Origin of the sequence: Streptomyces pyxinicus, assembly GCF_024753135.1 — a bacterium.
In the GTDB taxonomy this organism is placed as follows: Bacteria; Actinomycetota; Actinomycetes; order Streptomycetales; family Streptomycetaceae; genus Streptomyces; species Streptomyces pyxinicus.
Genome location: NZ_JANUGP010000005.1, coordinates 86,624 through 105,322, shown reverse-complemented (window position 1 = coordinate 105,322; position 18,699 = coordinate 86,624). Strand labels below are relative to the sequence as shown.

Genomic DNA, 18,699 nt, shown 5'->3' with positions numbered 1-18,699 from the left:
CGGTCAGGCGACGGGGGAGTGCAGGCTCGCGGTGGTCTCGGGGAAGCAGCGCGGGTCGTCCCAGAGCAGCTGGAGGTCTCTCGCCCAGTGCCGGTCGGGTTCGTCGGCGGCGGCCGCGGTGAGCCGCAACTCCATGACGTGCCGGGGAAGTTCGGTGAGGGGTACGCCGGCGAGCGACGCGGTCAGCTGGTCGAGGAAGGCGTCTCCGGGGCAGGGCGGCCCGGCGTGCCCCTCGCGGTCGCAGCCGGTGCGGGACCACAGCAGTACCGGCACGGGGACGGTGAGGCCGACCTCGAAGTGCTGGCGTACCGCGGCCGGCGGGGCCGCGTAGCCCGCGAGGCCGGCCTCGCCGTCCCAGAGGCGCTTGCGCAGGCTCGGGGGCCGCTCGGCGGTGCCGCACCCGACGCGGTGCAGCTCGGCTCCGCGGCCGTCGTCCAGCCGCTGCCACCTCTTGCGCAGCTGGTGACGCAGCCGGCCGCTGTGATGGCGGACCCGGTCGGTCACCACGAGCGGGTAGGCGCAGCCCAGCGGCGTGCTGTCCTCGGTGCCGCACTCCCAGTGCGCCACGGCCTCGTTGAGCCACTCGCGCGGCAGCACGAACGTCACCAGCTCCTCCGCGTCCGGGGCGAGCTGGTCCACGGCCTCGTCGATGCGCCGCTGCACCCAGGCCCGTACCCCGGCGCGCGGCAGCCGCTGGACGCCGACCGGTCGCCGCCGGCCGTCCCGGTACGCCGACACCTCCACCGTCACCTGATCGGGCCCGGCCCCGCTGTGCTCGACCTCCACGACCACGGGCGCCCAGACCGGGGCCGGTGACTTCGCGGCAAGGGGCGGGGGAGTCAGGGGGCCGCCCACTGGTTCCGGGGCGCCGGCCCGAGCGGGGATTCCGGCCGGGACCGCAGCGGCGACGGGAGCCGGAACGGCCGCCGGAACCGGGGCGGCGGCGGGCGCCGCGCCGCCCTCCAGCAGTTCCCCCAGCCGCTCCGCGAAGCGGGTCGTCGCCTCCGGGGCCGGGACCTCCCACTGGACGTAGCCGGCCGCCGCCGCCAAGGAGGGGAAGCCGCCCGGCGGCAGGGGCGGCCCGAAGGGGCCCACCGCGTCGCCGTACAGACGGTGCGGATCCGGGGCGCGGCCGGTGGCGGCGGCCCGGCGCAGCAGGGTGTGGAGGCGGTGCCGGACGGCGTCCGGGTGGCCGGCGGTGGGAACGAACTCGCCCAGCGGGGGCCAGTACCGGGCCATGACCTCCAGCGGCAGCATCCGGCCCTTGCGCACGTCCACCGTGCCGACGGCCGCGGTGACCAGGCCGGCCACCCGGCCGTCGGGCAGCGTGGCCGCCGCCCCGCTGAACCCGCCCACCAGCGGCTGCCCGTGCCCGCTCCACGCCACCAGCTCCAGCCACTCCCCGGCGATCAACTGCCCCGAGACCACTTGGTATTCGGCGAGCGTGCCCTCGTCGTACCCCTCGGGGAAGCCGTAGACGACGAGCTTCGGGTACGGCTCCGCGCAGGCGGTGTCGGGCGGGGCGAAGCGGGCCGGGGCGAGCGGCACCGGCCGGTCCAGTTCCAGTACGGCGAGGTCGCCGGGGTCGGTGACGGCGCCCGCCCAGCCGCCCTCGGCGACGACCGACGCGGAGAGAGTGCTCAATGCCGGGGCGTGCGGGAAGGTGACCGTCACCGGCCTGCGGTCGCCGTACGCCACGACGTGCGCGCAGGTGAGGACCAGCCGGTCGGTGACCAGGAAACCGGCGCCCACCTCGGGGCCGCACGCGACGCGGGCGTGCCAGGCGGCGCTGCGCATCACCGGTCGGCGGGCCCCGGATCCGGCACCGTCTGCGCGGGCACGGCCGCGGGAGCCACGGGTACGGGCGTCTCGCCGGGGGACCAGCTCAGCTTGACCACGAGGTGGCCCTCGGCCGACCCCTTCGCGATGATGGCGCCGGCCTCCGCCGACAGCCGTACCCCGAACTCGATCTCCACCGCGTCGGGCCGCAGCGTGCCGTCCCGGAAGACGCGCAGCGCGGAGGCCGCCGCCGCGCGCACGCCCTCAAGGGCGCCCTCGAAGGTGCGCGCCGCCTGTGCCGGGCCGTCGCCGCGCGAGACGAGCCGGGCCCCTGACCTGGGCTCGGCGCTCTCCACCATGACGACCGCGCCGTCCTCGGTCCTGAACTCCATCAACCCGTCCATGGCGGCGCCCGCTCCCCGTTGTCCCCGAATCGTGCTCTCCCCATGTTACGGACGGTGGTTCCGGTGTCACACCTTCCCGGGCCACGGGCGGGGCGCCCGCCGGGGATTGGCGGGAAGCCGCCACCGCGCCTACCCGCCACCACCGGGCAACTCCGCTGTCACACAGGCCGCCTGACACTGTTCCCGACGCGTACATTTCAACACTTCGCTTCGGGCGCGGAAGAGGGCGTGGATGAAGGCGTGGAGGAAAGCGTGCATGACCAGGGGACCGGTCGGACGTGGCGCGGCCGTGCTGTCGGCCGGACTCGTACTGGCGCTGCTGCCGACGACAGGGGCGGGCGCCGCGACCGGCACCCCCGAGGATCACGTCACCGCGGGCACCGACCAGACCGTCACCCTCGTCACCGGTGACAAGGTGACCGTCACCGACCTCGGGCAGGGCCGCAAGACCGTCAGTGTGCGGCGCCCGCGCGGGGCGACCGGTGCCGTGCGCACCCGGATGAGCGACGGCGAGATCACCGTCGTACCGGACGAGGCCCTGCCGTACCTGCGGCAAGGCAGCCTCGACCAGCGGCTGTTCGACGTGAGCGGGCTCATCCGGCAGGGGCTCACGGACGCGCAGGCCGACGCGCTGCCGCTGATCGTCACCTACGGCAAGGGCGCCCGCGCCGCCACCCCCGCCGGTGCCCGGCGCACCCGCGCCCTGCCGAGCCTGGACGGCGCGGCGCTGTGGGCGGAGCGGGGCCGCGCCTTCTGGAAGTCCTTCACCCGGGGCGCCGGCCTCGACAAGGTGTGGCTGGACGGCCGCGTGCGGACGGACATGGCCGAGAGCAACGCCCAGATCGGCACCCGGGCGGCCTGGGACGCGGGTCTGACCGGCAAGGGCGTCACGGTCGCCGTCCTAGACACCGGTGTCGATCTCAGCCACCCCGACCTGAAGGACCGGGTCACCGCCACCAAGAGCTTCATCGAGGGCCAGCAGGTCGCCGACCGCAACGGCCACGGCACCCATGTCACCTCCACCGTCGGCGGCAGCGGCGCCGCCTCCGACGGCACCGAGAAGGGCGTCGCGCCGGACGCCACCCTCGCCGTCGGCAAGGTGCTCAGTGACGAGGGCTCGGGCAGCGAGTCCCAGATCATCGCCGGCATGGAGTGGGCGGCCCGGGACGTGCGGGCCCGGATCGTCTCCATGAGCCTCGGCTCCACCGAGCCCAGCGACGGCACCGACCCGATGGCCGAGGCGGTGAACACCCTCTCCCGGGAGACCGGCGCGCTGTTCGTCGTCGCCGCCGGCAACACCGGCACCCCCTCCTCCATCGGCTCGCCCGGCGCCGCCGACGCCGCGCTCACCGTGGGCGCGGTGGACGCCGACGACCGGCCGGCCTCCTTCACCAGCGGCGGCCCCCGCTACGGCGACAACGCCCTCAAGCCGGACCTCTCCGCCCCCGGTGTGGACATCCTCGCCGCCCGCTCCCAGCTCACCTCCGGCAGCGGCTATTACACGACGATGAGCGGTACGTCGATGGCGACCCCGCATGTGGCGGGCGTGGCCGCGCTGCTCGCCCAGGAGCATCCCGACTGGTCCGGCGCGCGGCTGAAGGACGCGCTCATGTCCAGCTCGAAGGAGCTGGACGCCTCCGCCTACACGTCGGGCGCGGGCCGGGTCAGCGTCCCGGACGCCGTACGCGCGAGCGTCACCGCCACCGGCAGCGTCGGCCTCGGCTTCCACCGCTGGCCGTACGACGACGACAAGCCGGTGACGAAGACGGTCGGCTACGCCAACTCCTCCGACGAGCCGGTCTCGCTGAGCCTCTCCGTGCGGGACGCCGGGGACGGAGTCGCCACCCTCGCCGACAAGGTCCTGCACGTCCCGGCGCACGGCACCGCCACCACCACCGTCACCGGGGACGGCGCGAAGGCACCGGTCGGGAACACCAGCGGGCGGATCGTGGCCGCCGTCGCCGGCACCCCGGTCGCGCACACCGCGTTCGGCCTGGCCAAGGAGGAGGAGCGGTACACGCTCACCGTCCACGTCAAGGACCGCGCGGGCGCCCCGGCCCCGGCCGACCTCGTCCTCCGGCAACTGGCGAAGGACACCGAGGCGTTCCCCGCCCAGGTCGGCGCGTCCGGCACGCTGAAGCTCCGGCTCCCGCCCGGCACGTACGCCCTCTCGTCCTTCCTCGACGTGCGCGGCGGCCACGGCCCCGACTCGCTCGGCCTCGGCTTCCTCGCCGCCCCCGAGATCAGCCTCGACCGCGACCGCGAGGTCACCCTCGACGGGCGCACCCTGCGCGAGGTGACGGCCCGGGTCGACCGGCGCACCGAGACCCACCAGCTCGTCATGGAGTACGACCGCGAGGCCGACGGCGCCGACCTGTTCGGCGCGGTCCAGGTGCCGCTCACCTACGACAGCCTCTTCGCCGCGCCCACCCGCCAGGTCACCCGGGGCAGCTTCGAGTACCGCACCGTGTGGCGGCTCGCCCGGCCGCGGCTCACGGTCCGGGGCGTCGGCGAGGCCACCCTCCAGTCCGGCGGCACCCTCCTGACCGGCCGCACCCGGTTGCCGCTGGTGGACGTCGGGGGCGGCCCCGTCACCGCCGCCGCCAAGGGCAAGGCCGTCCTCGCCCGCCTCGCCGACGGTGCCGACCCCGCCGCCCTGGCCCGGGCCGCGCAGGACGCGGGCGCCAAGGCGCTGTTCGTCACCGACGACACGCCCGGCCGCCTCATGGCCTGGTGGGGCGAGGACGACGGCGCCGACCGGCCCCTCCAGATCGCCACGGTGAACCAGGCCGACGCGGCCCGCCTGCGCGCCGCCGGCCGGGCCGACATGACCGGCGCCCGCGACCCGTCGTACGTGTACGACCTCTCCGCCGGCCACCGGGGCGCCATCCCGGACCGGGACCTCACCTATGCGCCCACCCGTCGCCAACTGGCGTCCGTCCACGTGAAGTTCCACACAGCAGGCCCCACCGACGGCAGCGAGTTCCGCTACTCCCTGACCGACACCTTCACCCTCGGCCTCGGCTTCCGGGAACCCGTGCGCCTGCCCGCCGAGCGCACCGACTACGTCTCCACCGGGCCCGGCCAGCTCTGGCACGAGTCCGTCAGCGCCGGTGCGGACGGCGCGCTGGAGGAACGCGGCGGACTCGTCACCTACCGGGGCGGCAGCCGGCCCACCCTGAACTGGTTCCGGCCGGTGTGGCACCCGTGGCTGGGCACCGGGCTCGGCTGGGGCCAGCAGCGCACCGGCGACCGGATCCAGCTCAACACCCCCGGCTGGGGCGACTCCGGGCCCGACCACACCGGCTTCGGCGACGTGTGGAGCGCGGACAGCGGCATGCGCCAGACCACCGCCGTCCACCTGGACGGCACCCTCGTCGACCAGGGGACCGGCTCCGCCGCCTACGTGTGGGACGCGCCCGCCGACGAGCACACCTACCAGGTCACCACCGACACCGCGCTCGACGCGGACCGCTGGCCGCTCGCCACCGAGGGGCACACCGCGTGGACGTTCCGCTCGGCGGCCACCCCGGAGGACCGCGTGACCTACCTGCCGCTGATCAACCTCTCCTTCGACGTCGACACCGACCTCGCGGGCACGGTGCCCGGCGGCCACCGGCTGCCCGTCGCGCTCGGCGCCCAGTACGTGGCGAACGCGGCCGGCACCGGCCGGATCGGCGGCGGCCGGCTGGAGGTGTCCTACGACGCCGGCGCCACCTGGAAGCCGGTACGGCTCACCGGCACCGGCGCCTCCTGGCGTGGCACCCTGGACGTGCCGCGCGGCGCCGCGACCGTCTCCCTGCGGGCCTCGGCCCACGACGACAAGGGCGGCTCGGTCACCCAGGAGATCGTCCGCGCCGTGGCCGTGAAATGACCTGGTCGCGGGAGTGGGGGTGGCCGACGACGCCTCGGACCACCCCCAGCTCCACCAGGTCCTGCGGCCGGATCCGCAGCTGATCGGCGGTCGCCGCCACCTCACCGGGCGGCCGCTTCAGGATGGCCGCCGCCAGTTCCGGCGCGATCACCGAGAAGTAACTGTCCGCCGTGGCCCAGATGTTGCCGGGCGCGGCCAACGCGAGCGCGCCACCGGAGCCGCCCTCGCCGACGACCAGCGTGGTCACCGGCACCCGGGCGGCGGCCACCGCCCCGAACACCTCGGCGATCGCCGCCCCGGCCCCCTCCCGCTCGGCCTCCGCGCCGTTCGCGGCACCGGGGGTGTCCACCAGCGTCAGCACCGGGATGCCGAGCCGGTCCGCGAGCCGGATCAGCCGCGCGGCCGTCCGGTACCCGGCGGGCCGGGTCGCCGCCCCGGTCTGCGCCGCGAACGCCACGGTACGGCCGTCCCGCTCGCCGAACCCGCACAGCATCCCGTCGGGATCGGTACCGCCGCACCGGTCACCGCTGATCTCGGCACGGAACCGGAAATACGCGTCCAGGTAGCTCCGCGCCCGGGGCCGCTCCGGGGCCCGCGCCCGCCGCACGGCGTCCCAGCCGGTGCGCGGCAGGTCCGTGACACCGAGAGCGTCCGGGACGGGGGCGGGAGCCGCCGCTCCTCCCACCACCCCCCGGGACAGCAGCCGCAGCCACACCCCCAACTCCCTTCGCAGCGCGCCCGGTTCCACCACCGCGTCCGCCGACCCGACCGCCACCTGGGACTCCGCCGTGTACGCGGCCGGGTCGGCGTACAGGGGGCGGACGCGGGAGCCGGCGAAGCCGATCTGGGCGCCGGGGAGGGCCAGGGTGACGTCCGCGCCGGCGCCGAGGGTGGCCCAGCCGCCGCCGGTCGTGGGGTCGCGCAGGACCGCGAGCTGCGGCAGGCCCGCCTCCCGGGTGAGCGCCGACTGCCGTGCCACCCGTTGCAGTTGGGTCAGCGCGAGCATGCCCTCCTGCATGCGGCTGCCGCCGGTCGCGATCAATGGCACGACGGGCAGCCGGTGTTCGCGTGCGTAGGCGTACGCCGCCACCAGCCGGTCACCGGTGGCCTCGCCGAGGGAGCCGCCCAGGAAGCCGAACTCGAAGGCGATCAGCACGGCTTCGGTGCCCTCCACGGACCCGGTGCCGCACACCACCGACTCCCGCTCGCCGGTGCGCTCGGCGGCACGGGCGCGCGAGGCGTCGTACCCCTGCCAGCCGAGGGGACCGTCGGCCGCCGAACTCCCTTCGGGCAGGGGGAGTTCACGGAAGGAGTCCGTCACCAGGGCCAGGAACCGCCGCGCCGAGAGCCGCTCAGGCATCGGTGAGGGCCCGCTTCATGATCTTCCCCATGTCGTTGCGGGGGAGCACGTCCAGGTACCTGACCACGCGGGGCCGCTTGTGCGGGGCCAGCCGCCGGGCCACGTGGTCGGCCAACTCCTCGGCGCCGGGCGGCGACTGCGGGTCCGCCGGCACGATCCACGCGACGATCCGCTCGCCCAGGTCGGCGTCCGGCTCCCCGGTGACCGCCGCCTCGCGCACCCCCGGATGCTCCAGCAGCGCGTTCTCGATCTCGCCCGCACCGATCTTGTAACCGCCGCTCTTGATCAGGTCGGTGGCCTTGCGGCCGACGATCCGCACGTACCCGTCCGGCTCCCGCACCGCCATGTCCCCGGTGCGGAACCAGCCGTCCCCGGTGAACGCGGCGGCGGTGGCGTCGGGCCGGTTCAGGTACGCGGTGAACAGGTTCGGGCCGCGCACCTGGATCTCCCCGACGCTCTCGCCGTCGTACGCCTCGATCCGCGTCCCGTCCTCCTCCACCAGCCGCAGCTCCACCCCGGGCAGCGGCACGCCGACCGTGCCCGCGCGGGCCTCGCCGTCGGCGCGGACGCTGGTGTTCATCAGGGTCTCGGTCATGCCGTACCGCTCGATCACCCGGCGCCCGGTGGCCGCCGCGATCCGCTCGTGGTCGTGCACCGGCAGCGCGGCCGAGCCGGACACCAGCAGCCGGGCCCGGCCGAGCGCCTTCGCCAGCCCGGGGTCCGTGGGGAGTGCCTCGGCGAGGCGGTGGTACATCGTCGGCACGCCGAACAGCATGGTGGCGCCGTCGGTCAGCTCCCGGGCGACGCCCTCCGGGCTGAACCGGCCGAGGTGGCGCAGCGAGCCGCCGCGCCGCAGCGGGCCGAGGACGCCCAGCACCAGTCCGTGCACATGGAACAGCGGCAGCCCGTGCACCAGCACGTCGGCGCCGGTCCACTGCCAGGCGTCGGCGAGCGCGTCCAGGGTCGTGGTCAGCGCCCGGCGCGGCAGCACGGCTCCCTTGGGCGGGCCGGTCGTCCCCGACGTGTAGACGACCAGCGCGGGGTCCTCCGCCCCGGCCGCCACCTCGGGCAGCGCGCCGGAGGCGGACACGTCCACCACCACCCGCTCCAGGTGATCGAGCACCGGCGGCAACTCCGCCCCCGGCGCGACCAGCACGAGCGCCGGTGCGCTGTCGGACAGGATGTGCGCCAGCTCCTTCTCACCCGACTTCGGGTTCAGCGGCACCGCGGCCACCCCGGCGAGCAGCGCGCCCGGCACCGCGACGGCGGTCTCCAGCTCCGGGGTGGCCCACACGGCGACCCGCCCGGCACCGCGCAGCCGGCCGGCCAGCGCGCCGGCGGCGCCCGCGAGCGCGCCGTACGTCAGCGACCGGTCACCGAAGCGCAGGGCGACCCGGTCACCCGGACCGTCCACCAGGGCGGGGAAGAGGGAGGACACGGCACGATCTCCTTACTGCCGGCACGAGCACCGGCGGTGGGGGCGACAGCACCCTTCCTACCCCAGGACCCCGACCCGGACCCGCGCCCCGGTTGTTAGCCTCGCCCTTGATCGAACCGTCGTACGACAGGGAGTCCGCCGTGCCCCGCATCGCCCTCGCGACCTACGACCCCGGGGACCGGCCGAGCCGGGACGCCGACCTGCCGGTGCTGCTCGGCGCGCTGCGGGAGGCGGGCGCCGACGCCGAGGCGCGGTACTGGGACGACCCGGACGCCGACTGGGCCGGCTACGACCTCGTCCTCATCCGCTCCACCTGGGACTACACCTGGCGCGCCGAGGAGTTCACGGCGTGGGTGGAGCGGGTCGGCGCGCTGACCCGGATCGCCAACCCGGCCCCGGTGGTGCGCTGGAACAGCGACAAGCGGTACCTGGGCGAGCTGGCGGCGGCCGGCGTCCCCACCGTCCCGACCCGCTACATAGCCCCGGGCGAGCCCGCCCGCCTGCCCGACGGCCACGACTACGTCGTCAAGCCCACCTCGGGCGCGGGCGCCCGCTACGCCGCCCGCTACACACCCGCCGAGCACGACACGGCCGTACGGCAGCTCGCGCGGATGCACGCCGAGGGCTTCACGGCGATGGTGCAGCCGTACCTGCGCGGCATCGACACCACCGGCGAGCGCGCGCTGCAGTTCTTCGCCGGCTCCCTGCTGCACGCCAGCCGCAAGGGCGCCGTCCTCACCCCCGGCACCCCCTACGACGCCGACAAGGTCCCCCACCCGTCCCTGGCGCCCTGGCAGCCGACCGACGCGGAACTCGCCCTCGCCGAAGCGGCGTTGGCGGCGGTACCCGGCGCCGAATCCGGCCTGCTGTACGCCCGCGTGGACCTGGCGGACGGCGACGACGGCACGCCCCGTGTCATGGAGCTGGAACTGATCGAACCGAACCTGTTCCTGGGCCTGCACCCGGACTCGGTGCCGAGGGTGGCGCGGGCGGTGATCGCGGCGGCCGGAGACCGGTCCTAGCCCGCCCCCACCACCGCCGTCCGCTGCAACAACCCCCAGGTGAACTCGGCCACCACCTCGTGCCGGACGCCCTTCCCGTCCGGGGTGGTGAAGGCGAGCCCCCAGCGGGTGGGCGCGGTGCCCTCCAGGGGGCGGGCCGGGGCGAAGGCGCGGGCGGCCTCGTCCACCGTGCAGGACCAGGGCGCGAGGTCGTCCAGGGTCTCCAGCCGGGGCGCCGGCGCACCCGGAGCCCGTACCAGCCACTCGTTCCACACCGCGCCGCCCGGCCCGGCCAGCACCTCGAAGCGCAGCTCCGGCCACAGGGGCAGGGCCCAGCGCCGGGCCTCGCAGTCGACGTCGCCCAGGCGGCGCGGCACGACGGACTCGGGCTCGCCGAGGACCGAGCGGTAGCGGGCGGCGGCTGACCGGGTGCGCGGTGACCGGACCATCGCCTGCCAGCGCTTGTTGGCCTCCCGCATCTCGGCGAGCGAGGCACCGAGCCGGCGCCGGGCGTCGTCGACGAGGTCCGGGTTGTGGTCGGCCATCCGCCGCAGCAGCACGAGCTGGAAATCGAGGTCCATGCCGTCCATGGTGCCCGGCCGGTCCGCGCCATTGCCGGGGCGCTCGGCCCTGACTAGCCTGTGTCCGCCGTGCCGATCACCCGTCGACCTGCCGGACACCGCCGCGCCGAGCCCGCCGGTGCCGTCGACAGGCGCCTGAACCCCAGGGAGGGGCCGCACGTGGGACGCCTCGTGCCTGCCGTGACCCGCGCTCTCGACATCCTGGAGCTGTTCCTCGACGGCGACGGGACGCTCTCCGCCCCGGACATCGTGCGCCGCCTCCGACTGCCCCGCACCACCGTGCACGAACTCGTCACCACCCTCGCGGCCCGCTCCTACCTCGTCCCGGTGCCGGGCCGGCCCGGCCGCTACCGGCTCGGCGTACGGCCGTTCCAACTCGGCAGCCGGTACGCCGAGCAGTTCGACCTCGCCGCCGAGGGGCAGCGGGTGGCCCGCGCGATCGCCGACACCTGCGACGAGACCGTGCACGTGGCGATCCTGGAGGGCACCGACATCATCCACCTCGCCCAGGCCGGCCCCCGCACGGGCCCCGCTCCCGGCCACCGGCTCCCGGCCCACTGCACCGCCGCCGGCAAGCTCCTGCTGGCCGCCCTTCCGACGACGGAGCTGACGGCCCGCTTCCCCAACGGCACGGAACTCCCCGCGCTGACCCCCCACAGCATCACCGACCCGGGCACCCTGCGCGCCACCCTGACCGACATCCGCGAGCACGCCATCGCGACCGAGTCCCGCGAATCCGCCCCGGCCGTCTCCAGCCTGGCCGCCCCGGTCCACGACCACACCGGCGAGATCGTCGCCGCCCTGTCCATCTCGGTCCCACTGCCCCACTGGACCCAGGAACGCCGAGCCGAACTGGAGTTACTGGCGACGAAGGGGGCGGCGGAGCTGTCGGGGTGTCTGGGGTGTGGCGGGGCGGCGTGACGGCGCCCGAGAGCCGACGGCGGTGCGGTCCCCCCTGGTCAGGGGCGCGAGGTACTCCCCGACAAGTCGCCGCCCACCCGCACCCCGCACTCCACCGCCCTCCGGATCGCTGCCAAGTCCTCGCGGCGGCGCAGGGCGCGGGAGACTGGGCCGATCTCCCGGAGGAGGACCGTGGGGTCCAGGTAGGGGGACGCGGCCGAGGGCAGGGTGCCGGTGTGCCGGCGCTCTGTCGCCGCCGTCACCGCCACCGCGGCGGCCAGGGCGCGGGCGCGTTCCGGAGGGTGGCCCAGGGACAGTGCGGCCTCGTAGGCCCGTGCCCCCAGCTCCCGGTCCAGGAAGCGTGAGAGGCTCAGCAGTACGTCGCGGATGAACGTCTCCCGGCGGGTCAGCCGGAGTTCCGGGGACGCGCGGAGGGTGAACGGCACGGACGGGCCGCCGGTGGTGCGCATCAGCCGGTACAGCGGGCGGAGTTCGTGGCAGGTGAGGTGGACCAGCCAGCGGCCGTGGAGGTACGGCCCGGTGTGGGAGAGGATGACCCCCGCCGCCACCAGGATCGCGGAGAGCGAGGCCACCGGCGGTGCCACGTCCGTGCTGAGCCAGTCCGCGTCGCGCCCGCACCACCGCGCCACCACCGCCGTCAGCTTCGCCGCGCTGAAGACGAGGCTCAGTCCGTACGCCCCGCCCAGCAGCTTCAGCCCCCACCGCAGCCACGCGTCCAGCCCGTCCGCGCGCACCCAGTTCCGGAGGAGCCGGCACGCGATCACGCACGCCACGCCGTGGGCCAGGAGGTAGAGCAGGATCTCCTCGCGCATGAAGGGCGTGCGGGCGTAGTACGTGTCCAGGTCCCGGACCCGTTCCACCGGTACGTCGGCCAGGAGGAAGAGCGGCCACTGCACGGCGATCAGCGCCGCGTACCCGGCCGTCACCCACCGCAGCACGCGCCGCGTGGCCGTCGAGCGGCCGGACGGGCCGCTGCGCCAGGTGATGATCAGCAGCAGGCAGGAACCGGACATCGCGGTGATGAGGGAGTAGCACAGGGGAGCCGCGACGTTGGGCACGCCGGTCAGGGCGTTCACCCGCGCGATCATGGCCGGCGAGCAGCACACGAACACCGCGCACGCGAGCAGCAGCAGGCCGCCCACCGCCCGCAGTTGCGGGTCCCGCCACAGCCGGATGATCGTCGGCAGCTTGACCAGCAGCGCCAGGCTCAGCACCACGGTGGGCACGCAGAACGCGACTAGCGTCACCGCGCGGTCACTCCCCGCCCCCGGTATCCGAGGGCGCGTTGCAGCGGGCCCGGCGGGGCGGTGCCCCCACCGGCCAGCCGGGAGCGGAACAGCGTGGCCAGCCGGTGCCCGAAGTCGTCCGCCTCGGCCTCCTCCGCCTCCCGGGACCCGTCCCGGGCGACCACCGCGAGCGCCACGTCCCGCCGCCCCGGACCCTCGGCGAAGGCACGCGCCGCCTCCGCCCCCGCCAGGTGGTGATGCCGGTGCCCGGCGTGCAGGTGCCACAACTCATGGCCAAGTATGACCAGTTGCTGCAAGGCCTCGGCCCGCTCCTCCACGATGACGAGGTCGAAGTCGGTGAACTCCACCCACAGCCCGGTCACTTCTATCTCGTCCGGGAACCGCTCGAAGCGCAGTTCCACCGGCCGGCCGCCGCGCAGCGCGCTCATCTCCTCGCACAGGGCTCGGCCCAAGTCCATGACTCCGGGCAGTGGTTGGGAGCGGGACTGGACCGCTGCCGCCAGTCCGGTGGCCAGGGAGCGGATGGCTGGGGCCGGCCCGGAGCGCCGCGGTCGTACGGCCCCTCGTACCAGCCGTACCGCCCGCTCGCGCGCGCCCCGGAAGCTCATCGGTCTCCCTTCCCACCGCGTCCTGCGGCGGGACCGAGCGTAGCGCCCGGGCGTGTCCCCGTCAGGTGGTCCGGTCCGGGCCGGTCACCGACCGGGAGACGGCACCGCCTCCACCACCGTCCCGCCCACCGTCCGCCCCAGCAGCGTCAGCCCCACCTTGCCGGGCCCCGACAGCGTGGTGAACTCGGACAGCACCGCCAGGGCCAGGGTATTGACGCCCCGCGTGCGCAGGATGCCGTTCGGCAGCGCGAAGGTGTGCTGCGGGCCCACGTTGTTGATGTACTGGCCCATGTTCCAGCCGTTGAGGAAGATCTGCGCCCGGTAGGCCCGGTAGGGATCGTCCTCCAGGACCAGGCCCACCGAGGCGTCGAGGTCGGCCGGCACCGAGAGCCGGAACGTGGTCCGGTACCAGGTGACGCCCTGGTAGCGCTCGGCACGCGGGAAGCGCACCGCCTCCCAGTCGCGGTCCGCGAAGCCCGGCAGGTGCCAGCCCTCCCGCTCCCCGTACAGCCCGCCGTTGTTCATCGGCCCGCGCACCGGGTCCGGCGCCGCCTCGCCCTGGAGCCGCCACGTCACCTCCGGAGCGGCCCCGGTGAAGGAGACCGAGGTGAGTCCGCGGGCCGCCTTGTGGGTGTCCAGCGCCTTGCCGTCCTGGTCGTGCTGCATCCGCCGTACCAGCACCGACAGCACGTGCCGGCCGGGGGAGCGCAGCCGCTCGCGGACCGGCAGCCGGGCCGCGGCCGTCCAGGTGCCCTGCCGGATGGTGGTGTCCTTGTCCGGCACCGGCATCCGGTGCGTGCCCAGCGGCTCGCCGTCCAGCCAGGCCATCAGCAGGCCCTGGGTGCCGGTGCTGTAGGCGAGGGCGATCTCCTCCAGGTCCCGGGAGTCGGTGAAGGTGCCCCGGTACCAGACGTCCCCGTAGTGGAACCCGTAGTCGTCGGCGAACAGCACCGGACCGCCCTTGGGCACGGCCGTGGTGCTGTACGACGTGGTCCGGTCGGCCCGCCGCCACCCCGAGTCGTCGAAGCTCGGGTCGGCCTCCGGGTTCTCCCGGCGGGTGCGCCAGCCGCCCAGCGCGGGCAGCCGTACCTCGGGCGCGGCGGGCAGCAGGCCGGTGGTCATCACGCTGCCGGCCAGGGTGGTCCGGCTGGGCAGGGTACGGCCGTTCCACACCAGGGTGTCGATGCCGCGCGGCCCCCACACCTCCACCGAGGTGGTCTCGGAGACGTCACCGGTCAGATGGACCGCCGAGCCGCGCAGCTCGACGTGGCGCAGCAGCTTCGGCCCGTAGACCAGCAGGGTCCCGGACGGGGTGTCGTAGGGGAAGAGCCGTACGGCGGTGGCGTCGTCGGCGAAGAGCAGCAGCAGCGGGGTCTCGCTCTCGCCCTGCCGCACCAGCACCCGGGTCAGCCCGCCCTCCCCGAGCGGCGCGTTGACGTGCAGTTCGTCGCGGTCGAAGACCCAGGCGGCCTCCGCGTCGAGGCGCTGGACGAGCGGTTCGGCCGGGCACTTGAGCACCAGGTCCGCCATCTCTCCCCGGCGTCCGGAGAACAGGGCGATGTCCTGGCGCCCGGCGGTCAGGCGCAGTACCGGTTCGGCGGTGCAGTACTTCAGGATGCGCTCGCCCAGCGAGAGGTGGGTGGCGAGGAGCCGGGCGTCCTTGCCGGGCACGGTGATCCGCAGGTCCCCGGCCTCGGTGGGCAGGTCGGTGGTGACGGCCTCGGTGCCGTCGTTGCGGGCGACGTAGACGTGCGCGCCGGTGTCCTGGTTGGTCAGGTGGTAGACCTTCAGCCCGGCCGCCTCGACCTCGGCCGCCTTGTCCAGCTTGGCGAAGTCGGGGACGCGCTGGAGCAGATGGCCGAGCTGGTGCATCGGTGCGATCTTGTCGGTGACGTTGCGGCCCTCGTCGATCGCGGCCCCGTAGTCGTACGACGTGTAGACGACCGGCGCGGGCAGCCAGCCCCACGAGGTGCCGCCGAAGGTCATGTAGACGTTGTGCAGGGTGAGCCCGTTGGCCAGGTTGGTGAGGTAGAACCGGCGCTCGTAGGCCGCGTCCCGGGTGCGCCGCGACTCGGCGTACCCCTTGCCGTCGAACCAGGCGCCGCCCCACGGGTCGAACCAGCCGCCCCCGAACTCGGGCACGAACCCGGGCGTCGACGGGGAGGCGGTGGAGCCGCCCTTCGGCCCGCCCGGCCCGAAGTGCCCCCAGTCCGGCGGGGTCTGTGACGGCGACGGGTAGCCGTCGAAGCCGTACAGCCAGCCGCCGCGCTCGCCGCCGGTGTCGAAGGAGCCGGGGGTCCAGTAGCCGTTGCGGCCCTTGTCGTTGTGGAAGAGGGGGACGTCGATCCCGTCGGCCCGGACCTTCTTGTACAGGTGGGACATGTAGTCCCGGCCCGTGGCCTCCTTCACGTGGGCGTCGTACTCGTTCTCGATCTGGTAGAGCAGGACCGTGCCCGTGCCGCGCGTGAAGAGGTGGCGGCGGACGATCCGGTCGACCCGCGTCAGCCACTCGTCCACGTGCGCGAGGTACGTCGCGTCGTCCGTGCGGGCGGACCCCTTGGTGGCCGTCAGCCAGCCGGGGAAACCGCCCCCGTCGACCTCGGCGTTGATGTACGGACCCGGGCGCAGGATGACGTACAGGCCGGTCTCGGCGGCCATCCGCAGGAACAGGTCCAGGTCCCGGACGCCGGTGAAGTCGAACGTGCCGGGGGCGGGGGAGTGGTAGTTCCAGGCGACGTAGATGCTGACCGCGTTGTAGCCGTGCGCCCGCATCTTCTGGAGGATGTCGCGCCACAGGGAGGGGCTGGGCAGCCGGAAGGGGTGCATCTCCCCGGACCACACCACCAGCCGCCTGCCGTCGACCAGCAGGGAGTAGTGGTCGTACCCGATGGAGTGACGCCTGCCGTCGGCGCTCGGCGGTACGGGCGCCGGGCCGGTCGGCACGCTGCCGCCCGCGAACGCGGCAGGGGCTCCCGGGCCGCCGCTGCCGCCGAGGGCGAGACCCAGCGCGGACGAGCCGGCCAGGGCACTGAAGGAACGTCTGCTGAGCGCCAAGGTGGATCCTCCGGGCGGTCTTGCGGTGCGCGGTGCGGCCATTGTCCACGCAGGTGCGCCCCACAATGGACCCATGAGGATCTCGGCACGGGCGGATTACGCGGTACGGGCGGTTCTTGAGCTGGCCGTACGGCAGGGTAACGGCCCGGTGAAGGCGGAGGAAATCGCCGCCGTACAGGGCATCCCGCACAAGTTCCTGGAGGGCATCCTCGGCGATCTGCGGCGCGCCGGGATCGTGGCGAGCCGGCGTGGCGGGGGCGGCGGCTACCGGCTCGCCCGGGACGCGGCGGCGGTCACGGTCGCGGACGTCATCCGGGGCGTGGACGGCCCCATCGTCTCGGTACGCGGCGAACGCCCGACCGGCCTCACCTACACCGGTACGGCCCAGCCGCTGCTGCCGCTGTGGATCGCCCTGCGCGCCAACGTGCGCCGCGTCCTGGAAGGCGTCACCGTCGCCGACCTCGCGGCGGACACCCTGCCGGAACCCGTACGGGCGCTCGCGGCGGAACCGGGGGCCTGGGAGAACCCGTGAAAAGCCGGAAGTGAATGGCCTGAGTTCACTCTCCCGGCCCGGCGCACGGCGTCCCTACGATGCCCACGTCTCCGGTTCTTCACAGGTCCGGCACGGTTTCCCTACATCCGGGAGAAATCCATGGCTGGTGGACTGCTCGTGAGCGGCGCCTTGGCCGCTCTCCTCACCACCGCGCTACCCGCCCAGTCGTCGTCGCCCGTCTTCGACGACCCACCGCCCGACAAGATCGTCATCGACGTCGCCACGGTGAACGGCTCCGGCTGCCCCGCCGGTACGGCCGCGATAGCCGTCTCGCCGGACAACACCGCCTTCACCGTCACCTACAGCCACTATCTCGCGCAGGCGGGCGGCAACTCCGACCCGACCGCCTTCCGCAAGAACTGCCAGCTCAACCTGATCGTGCACGTGCCGCAGGGCTTCACCTACGCCATCGCCAGCGCCGACTACCGGGGCTTCCTGTCGCTCCAGCCCGGTGCCAGTGCCACGCAGAAGGCGTCGTACTACTTCCAGGGCTCCTCGGCGACGGTGCCGATCACGCACCCGTACCGGGGTTCCTACAACGACGACTGGCAGGCCACCGACACCACCGACTGGGCGCAGCTCGTGTGGGCGCCGTGCGGGGTGCTGCGGAACTTCAACATCAACACCGAGCTGAGGGTGAACGCGGGCTCGAACCCGGACAAGGTCAGCTTCATGACCATGGACTCGACGGACGGCGACATCAGTACGACGTACCACTTCGCGTGGGAGCACTGCCCCAAGTAACGGCCCGCGCCGCCCTGCCCCTCACTGCCTGGCGAACTCGATGAAGGAGGTCCAGGTGGTGGGGGAGAGGGAGAGGTGGGGGCCCTGCTTGGCTTTGGAGTCGCGGATGTGGATGGTGGCGGGGGTGGTGGCTACTTCTACGCAGTCGCCGGATCCGCTGCTGCTGTACGAGGACTTGCGCCAGGTGTGGGCGACCTCGATGCAGTTGTCACCAGAAGCGCTGCTGTAGCTGCTCTTGAACCAAGCCAGGTCGGAGGGGCTGCTCATAGGTCTCCTCGCATGTGTTCCAGCAGGCTCACCGAGTCCTGGAGAGTGCGAGCCTGTGAACGCATCCTGGCATACCTGGCCTGGAGGATGCTGACCACTTTGGAATCGGAGATCAGCAGTCCGCTCTCATGCCCCTCGCTGTAGGCGAACCACTTGTTCGAGGGTGTTTCCACTAAGGCGATGGGCCCTTGAAGCCCGGCGTGCGAAGCCTGCACGAGACGCATCACCTGGATCTCTACGTTCCTCAGCTCGGCGAGTTCGAGGAGGTGTTCGATGAGGTCGCGAGTGGCCTCCACCCCGCCGGTGCCGCGGAGTAGCGTGTGTTCCTCGATGATGAAGCTGAATGCCGTATTGGGCCGGTCGTGCAGCAGGCGCTGCCGCTCCAGTCGTGCGGCCCACATGTCCTCGATGTCGGCGTCCGACAGGGGTGGCAACTGGTCGGCTGCCAAAGCCCGAACGTACGCTTCCGTCTGCAGCAGCCCCGGAATCATCCGGCACTCGTAGTTGAACAAGTTGATCGCTTGCTTCTCCAGCTTGGCCCACCGCTGGAACCAAGCCGCCAGCCCAGGCATGCGCCCCAAGTGCTCCGACGACTTCCGCAGCGCACCGGTGTCGCCCAGATGGGGCTCCGCCGCATCCACGAACGCCGGATCCGCCATCCGACGGCCCAACTCCACCGAGGCGACCGTATGTTTGGAGTAGCCGATGAGCTCGCCGAACTCCTCCCGGGTGAACCCGTGATACTCGCGGAGCGCCTGTACGACCGCCCCGAACGTCCGCATACTGTCCGACGACTCCGGCTCACCGCCGCTTCCCTTACTCATGAGGACATGGTCACGGCCGGTCACAAGTACTGTCCAGTGAGTCA

Annotated in this window: 15 protein-coding genes; 5 read left to right on the top strand and 10 right to left on the bottom strand. The window is 73.8% G+C overall.

Annotated features, from left to right (window positions below; genetic code table 11):
- Window positions 1-3: 3 nt before the first annotated feature.
- Window positions 4-1,797, bottom strand: coding sequence for a serine protease (locus NX794_RS08960; RefSeq protein WP_258777741.1), 1,794 nt, complete (start codon window positions 1,795-1,797; stop codon window positions 4-6).
- Window positions 1,797-2,183 (bottom strand): CU044_2847 family protein, encoded by a 387-nt coding sequence (locus tag NX794_RS08955; protein WP_258777740.1) that lies wholly within the window; start codon window positions 2,181-2,183, stop codon window positions 1,797-1,799. Before NX794_RS08955 ends, NX794_RS08960 begins: the two co-directional genes overlap by 1 nt.
- A 256-nt stretch (window positions 2,184-2,439) precedes the next feature.
- Here NX794_RS08955 and NX794_RS08950 point away from each other — a divergent pair, with 256 nt between their 5' ends.
- The gene (locus tag NX794_RS08950) at window positions 2,440-6,057 is read left to right on the top strand and encodes a S8 family serine peptidase (protein ID WP_258777739.1); all 3,618 of its coding nucleotides are present in this window, start codon (window positions 2,440-2,442) and stop codon (window positions 6,055-6,057) included.
- Here NX794_RS08950 and NX794_RS08945 read toward each other — a convergent pair.
- A complete protein-coding gene (locus NX794_RS08945; RefSeq protein ID WP_258777738.1) occupies window positions 6,020-7,417 on the bottom strand; it encodes a carboxyl transferase domain-containing protein in 1,398 nt (465 codons plus the stop codon). The two genes, NX794_RS08950 and NX794_RS08945, sit on opposite strands and share 38 nt — an antisense overlap.
- On the bottom strand, window positions 7,410-8,855 hold the full coding sequence (locus tag NX794_RS08940; protein ID WP_258777737.1) for an acyl-CoA synthetase: 1,446 nt from the start codon (window positions 8,853-8,855) through the stop codon (window positions 7,410-7,412). Before NX794_RS08940 ends, NX794_RS08945 begins: the two co-directional genes overlap by 8 nt.
- Before the next feature lie 140 nt (window positions 8,856-8,995).
- Between NX794_RS08940 and NX794_RS08935 the strand changes: the two genes are divergently transcribed.
- A complete protein-coding gene (locus NX794_RS08935; protein ID WP_258777736.1) occupies window positions 8,996-9,877 on the top strand; it encodes an ATP-grasp domain-containing protein in 882 nt (293 codons plus the stop codon).
- Here NX794_RS08935 and NX794_RS08930 read toward each other — a convergent pair.
- Complete coding sequence (locus tag NX794_RS08930; RefSeq protein WP_309505973.1) at window positions 9,874-10,437, bottom strand: hypothetical protein; 564 nt, start codon at window positions 10,435-10,437, stop codon at window positions 9,874-9,876. The genes NX794_RS08935 and NX794_RS08930 overlap by 4 nt on opposite strands.
- 159 nt (window positions 10,438-10,596) lie before the next feature.
- Here NX794_RS08930 and NX794_RS08925 point away from each other — a divergent pair, with 159 nt between their 5' ends.
- A complete protein-coding gene (locus NX794_RS08925) occupies window positions 10,597-11,358 on the top strand; it encodes an IclR family transcriptional regulator (RefSeq protein WP_258777734.1) in 762 nt (253 codons plus the stop codon).
- Between the two features lie 38 nt (window positions 11,359-11,396).
- Here the strand turns inward: NX794_RS08925 and NX794_RS08920 are convergent, their stop codons facing one another.
- The 3 genes from NX794_RS08920 to NX794_RS08910 form a co-directional block, all read right to left on the bottom strand.
- The gene (locus NX794_RS08920) at window positions 11,397-12,605 is read right to left on the bottom strand and encodes a DUF6545 domain-containing protein (RefSeq protein ID WP_258777733.1); all 1,209 of its coding nucleotides are present in this window, start codon (window positions 12,603-12,605) and stop codon (window positions 11,397-11,399) included.
- Window positions 12,602-13,213 carry a toxin-antitoxin system, toxin component family protein gene (locus NX794_RS08915; protein ID WP_258777732.1) on the bottom strand — a complete coding sequence of 204 codons (612 nt, stop codon included), beginning with the start codon at window positions 13,211-13,213 and terminating at the stop codon, window positions 12,602-12,604. Before NX794_RS08915 ends, NX794_RS08920 begins: the two co-directional genes overlap by 4 nt.
- 84 nt (window positions 13,214-13,297) lie before the next feature.
- Window positions 13,298-16,267 (bottom strand): glycoside hydrolase family 35 protein, encoded by a 2,970-nt coding sequence (locus tag NX794_RS08910; protein WP_258777731.1) that lies wholly within the window; start codon window positions 16,265-16,267, stop codon window positions 13,298-13,300.
- A 73-nt stretch (window positions 16,268-16,340) separates the two neighbouring features.
- Here NX794_RS08910 and NX794_RS08905 point away from each other — a divergent pair, with 73 nt between their 5' ends.
- Window positions 16,341-16,799, top strand: a complete 459-nt coding sequence (locus tag NX794_RS08905) for an RrF2 family transcriptional regulator (protein ID WP_258777730.1) — start codon at window positions 16,341-16,343, stop codon at window positions 16,797-16,799.
- Between the two features lie 120 nt (window positions 16,800-16,919).
- Window positions 16,920-17,564, top strand: a complete 645-nt coding sequence (locus NX794_RS08900) for a DUF4360 domain-containing protein (protein ID WP_258777729.1) — start codon at window positions 16,920-16,922, stop codon at window positions 17,562-17,564.
- Between the two features lie 21 nt (window positions 17,565-17,585).
- On the opposite strand, the gene NX794_RS08895 is transcribed toward NX794_RS08900, so the two are convergent.
- A complete protein-coding gene (locus tag NX794_RS08895) occupies window positions 17,586-17,831 on the bottom strand; it encodes a DUF397 domain-containing protein (protein ID WP_258777728.1) in 246 nt (81 codons plus the stop codon).
- Window positions 17,828-18,655, bottom strand: coding sequence for a helix-turn-helix domain-containing protein (locus NX794_RS08890; RefSeq protein WP_258777727.1), 828 nt, complete (start codon window positions 18,653-18,655; stop codon window positions 17,828-17,830). Before NX794_RS08890 ends, NX794_RS08895 begins: the two co-directional genes overlap by 4 nt.
- Between the last annotated feature and the right edge of the window lie 44 nt (window positions 18,656-18,699).

Coding starts and splice junctions, on each gene's coding strand:
- NX794_RS08960 (WP_258777741.1), bottom strand. CDS start 1,797: ATGCGCAGCGCCGCCTGGCACGCCCGCGTCGCGTGCGGCCCCGAGGTG.
- NX794_RS08955 (WP_258777740.1), bottom strand. CDS start 2,183: ATGGACGGGTTGATGGAGTTCAGGACCGAGGACGGCGCGGTCGTCATG.
- NX794_RS08950 (WP_258777739.1), top strand. CDS start 2,440: ATGACCAGGGGACCGGTCGGACGTGGCGCGGCCGTGCTGTCGGCCGGA.
- NX794_RS08945 (WP_258777738.1), bottom strand. CDS start 7,417: ATGCCTGAGCGGCTCTCGGCGCGGCGGTTCCTGGCCCTGGTGACGGAC.
- NX794_RS08930 (WP_309505973.1), bottom strand. CDS start 10,437: ATGGACCTCGATTTCCAGCTCGTGCTGCTGCGGCGGATGGCCGACCAC.
- NX794_RS08915 (WP_258777732.1), bottom strand. CDS start 13,213: ATGAGCTTCCGGGGCGCGCGCGAGCGGGCGGTACGGCTGGTACGAGGG.
- NX794_RS08905 (WP_258777730.1), top strand. CDS start 16,341: ATGAGGATCTCGGCACGGGCGGATTACGCGGTACGGGCGGTTCTTGAG.
- NX794_RS08900 (WP_258777729.1), top strand. CDS start 16,920: ATGGCTGGTGGACTGCTCGTGAGCGGCGCCTTGGCCGCTCTCCTCACC.
- NX794_RS08895 (WP_258777728.1), bottom strand. CDS start 17,831: ATGAGCAGCCCCTCCGACCTGGCTTGGTTCAAGAGCAGCTACAGCAGC.
- NX794_RS08890 (WP_258777727.1), bottom strand. CDS start 18,655: ATGAGTAAGGGAAGCGGCGGTGAGCCGGAGTCGTCGGACAGTATGCGG.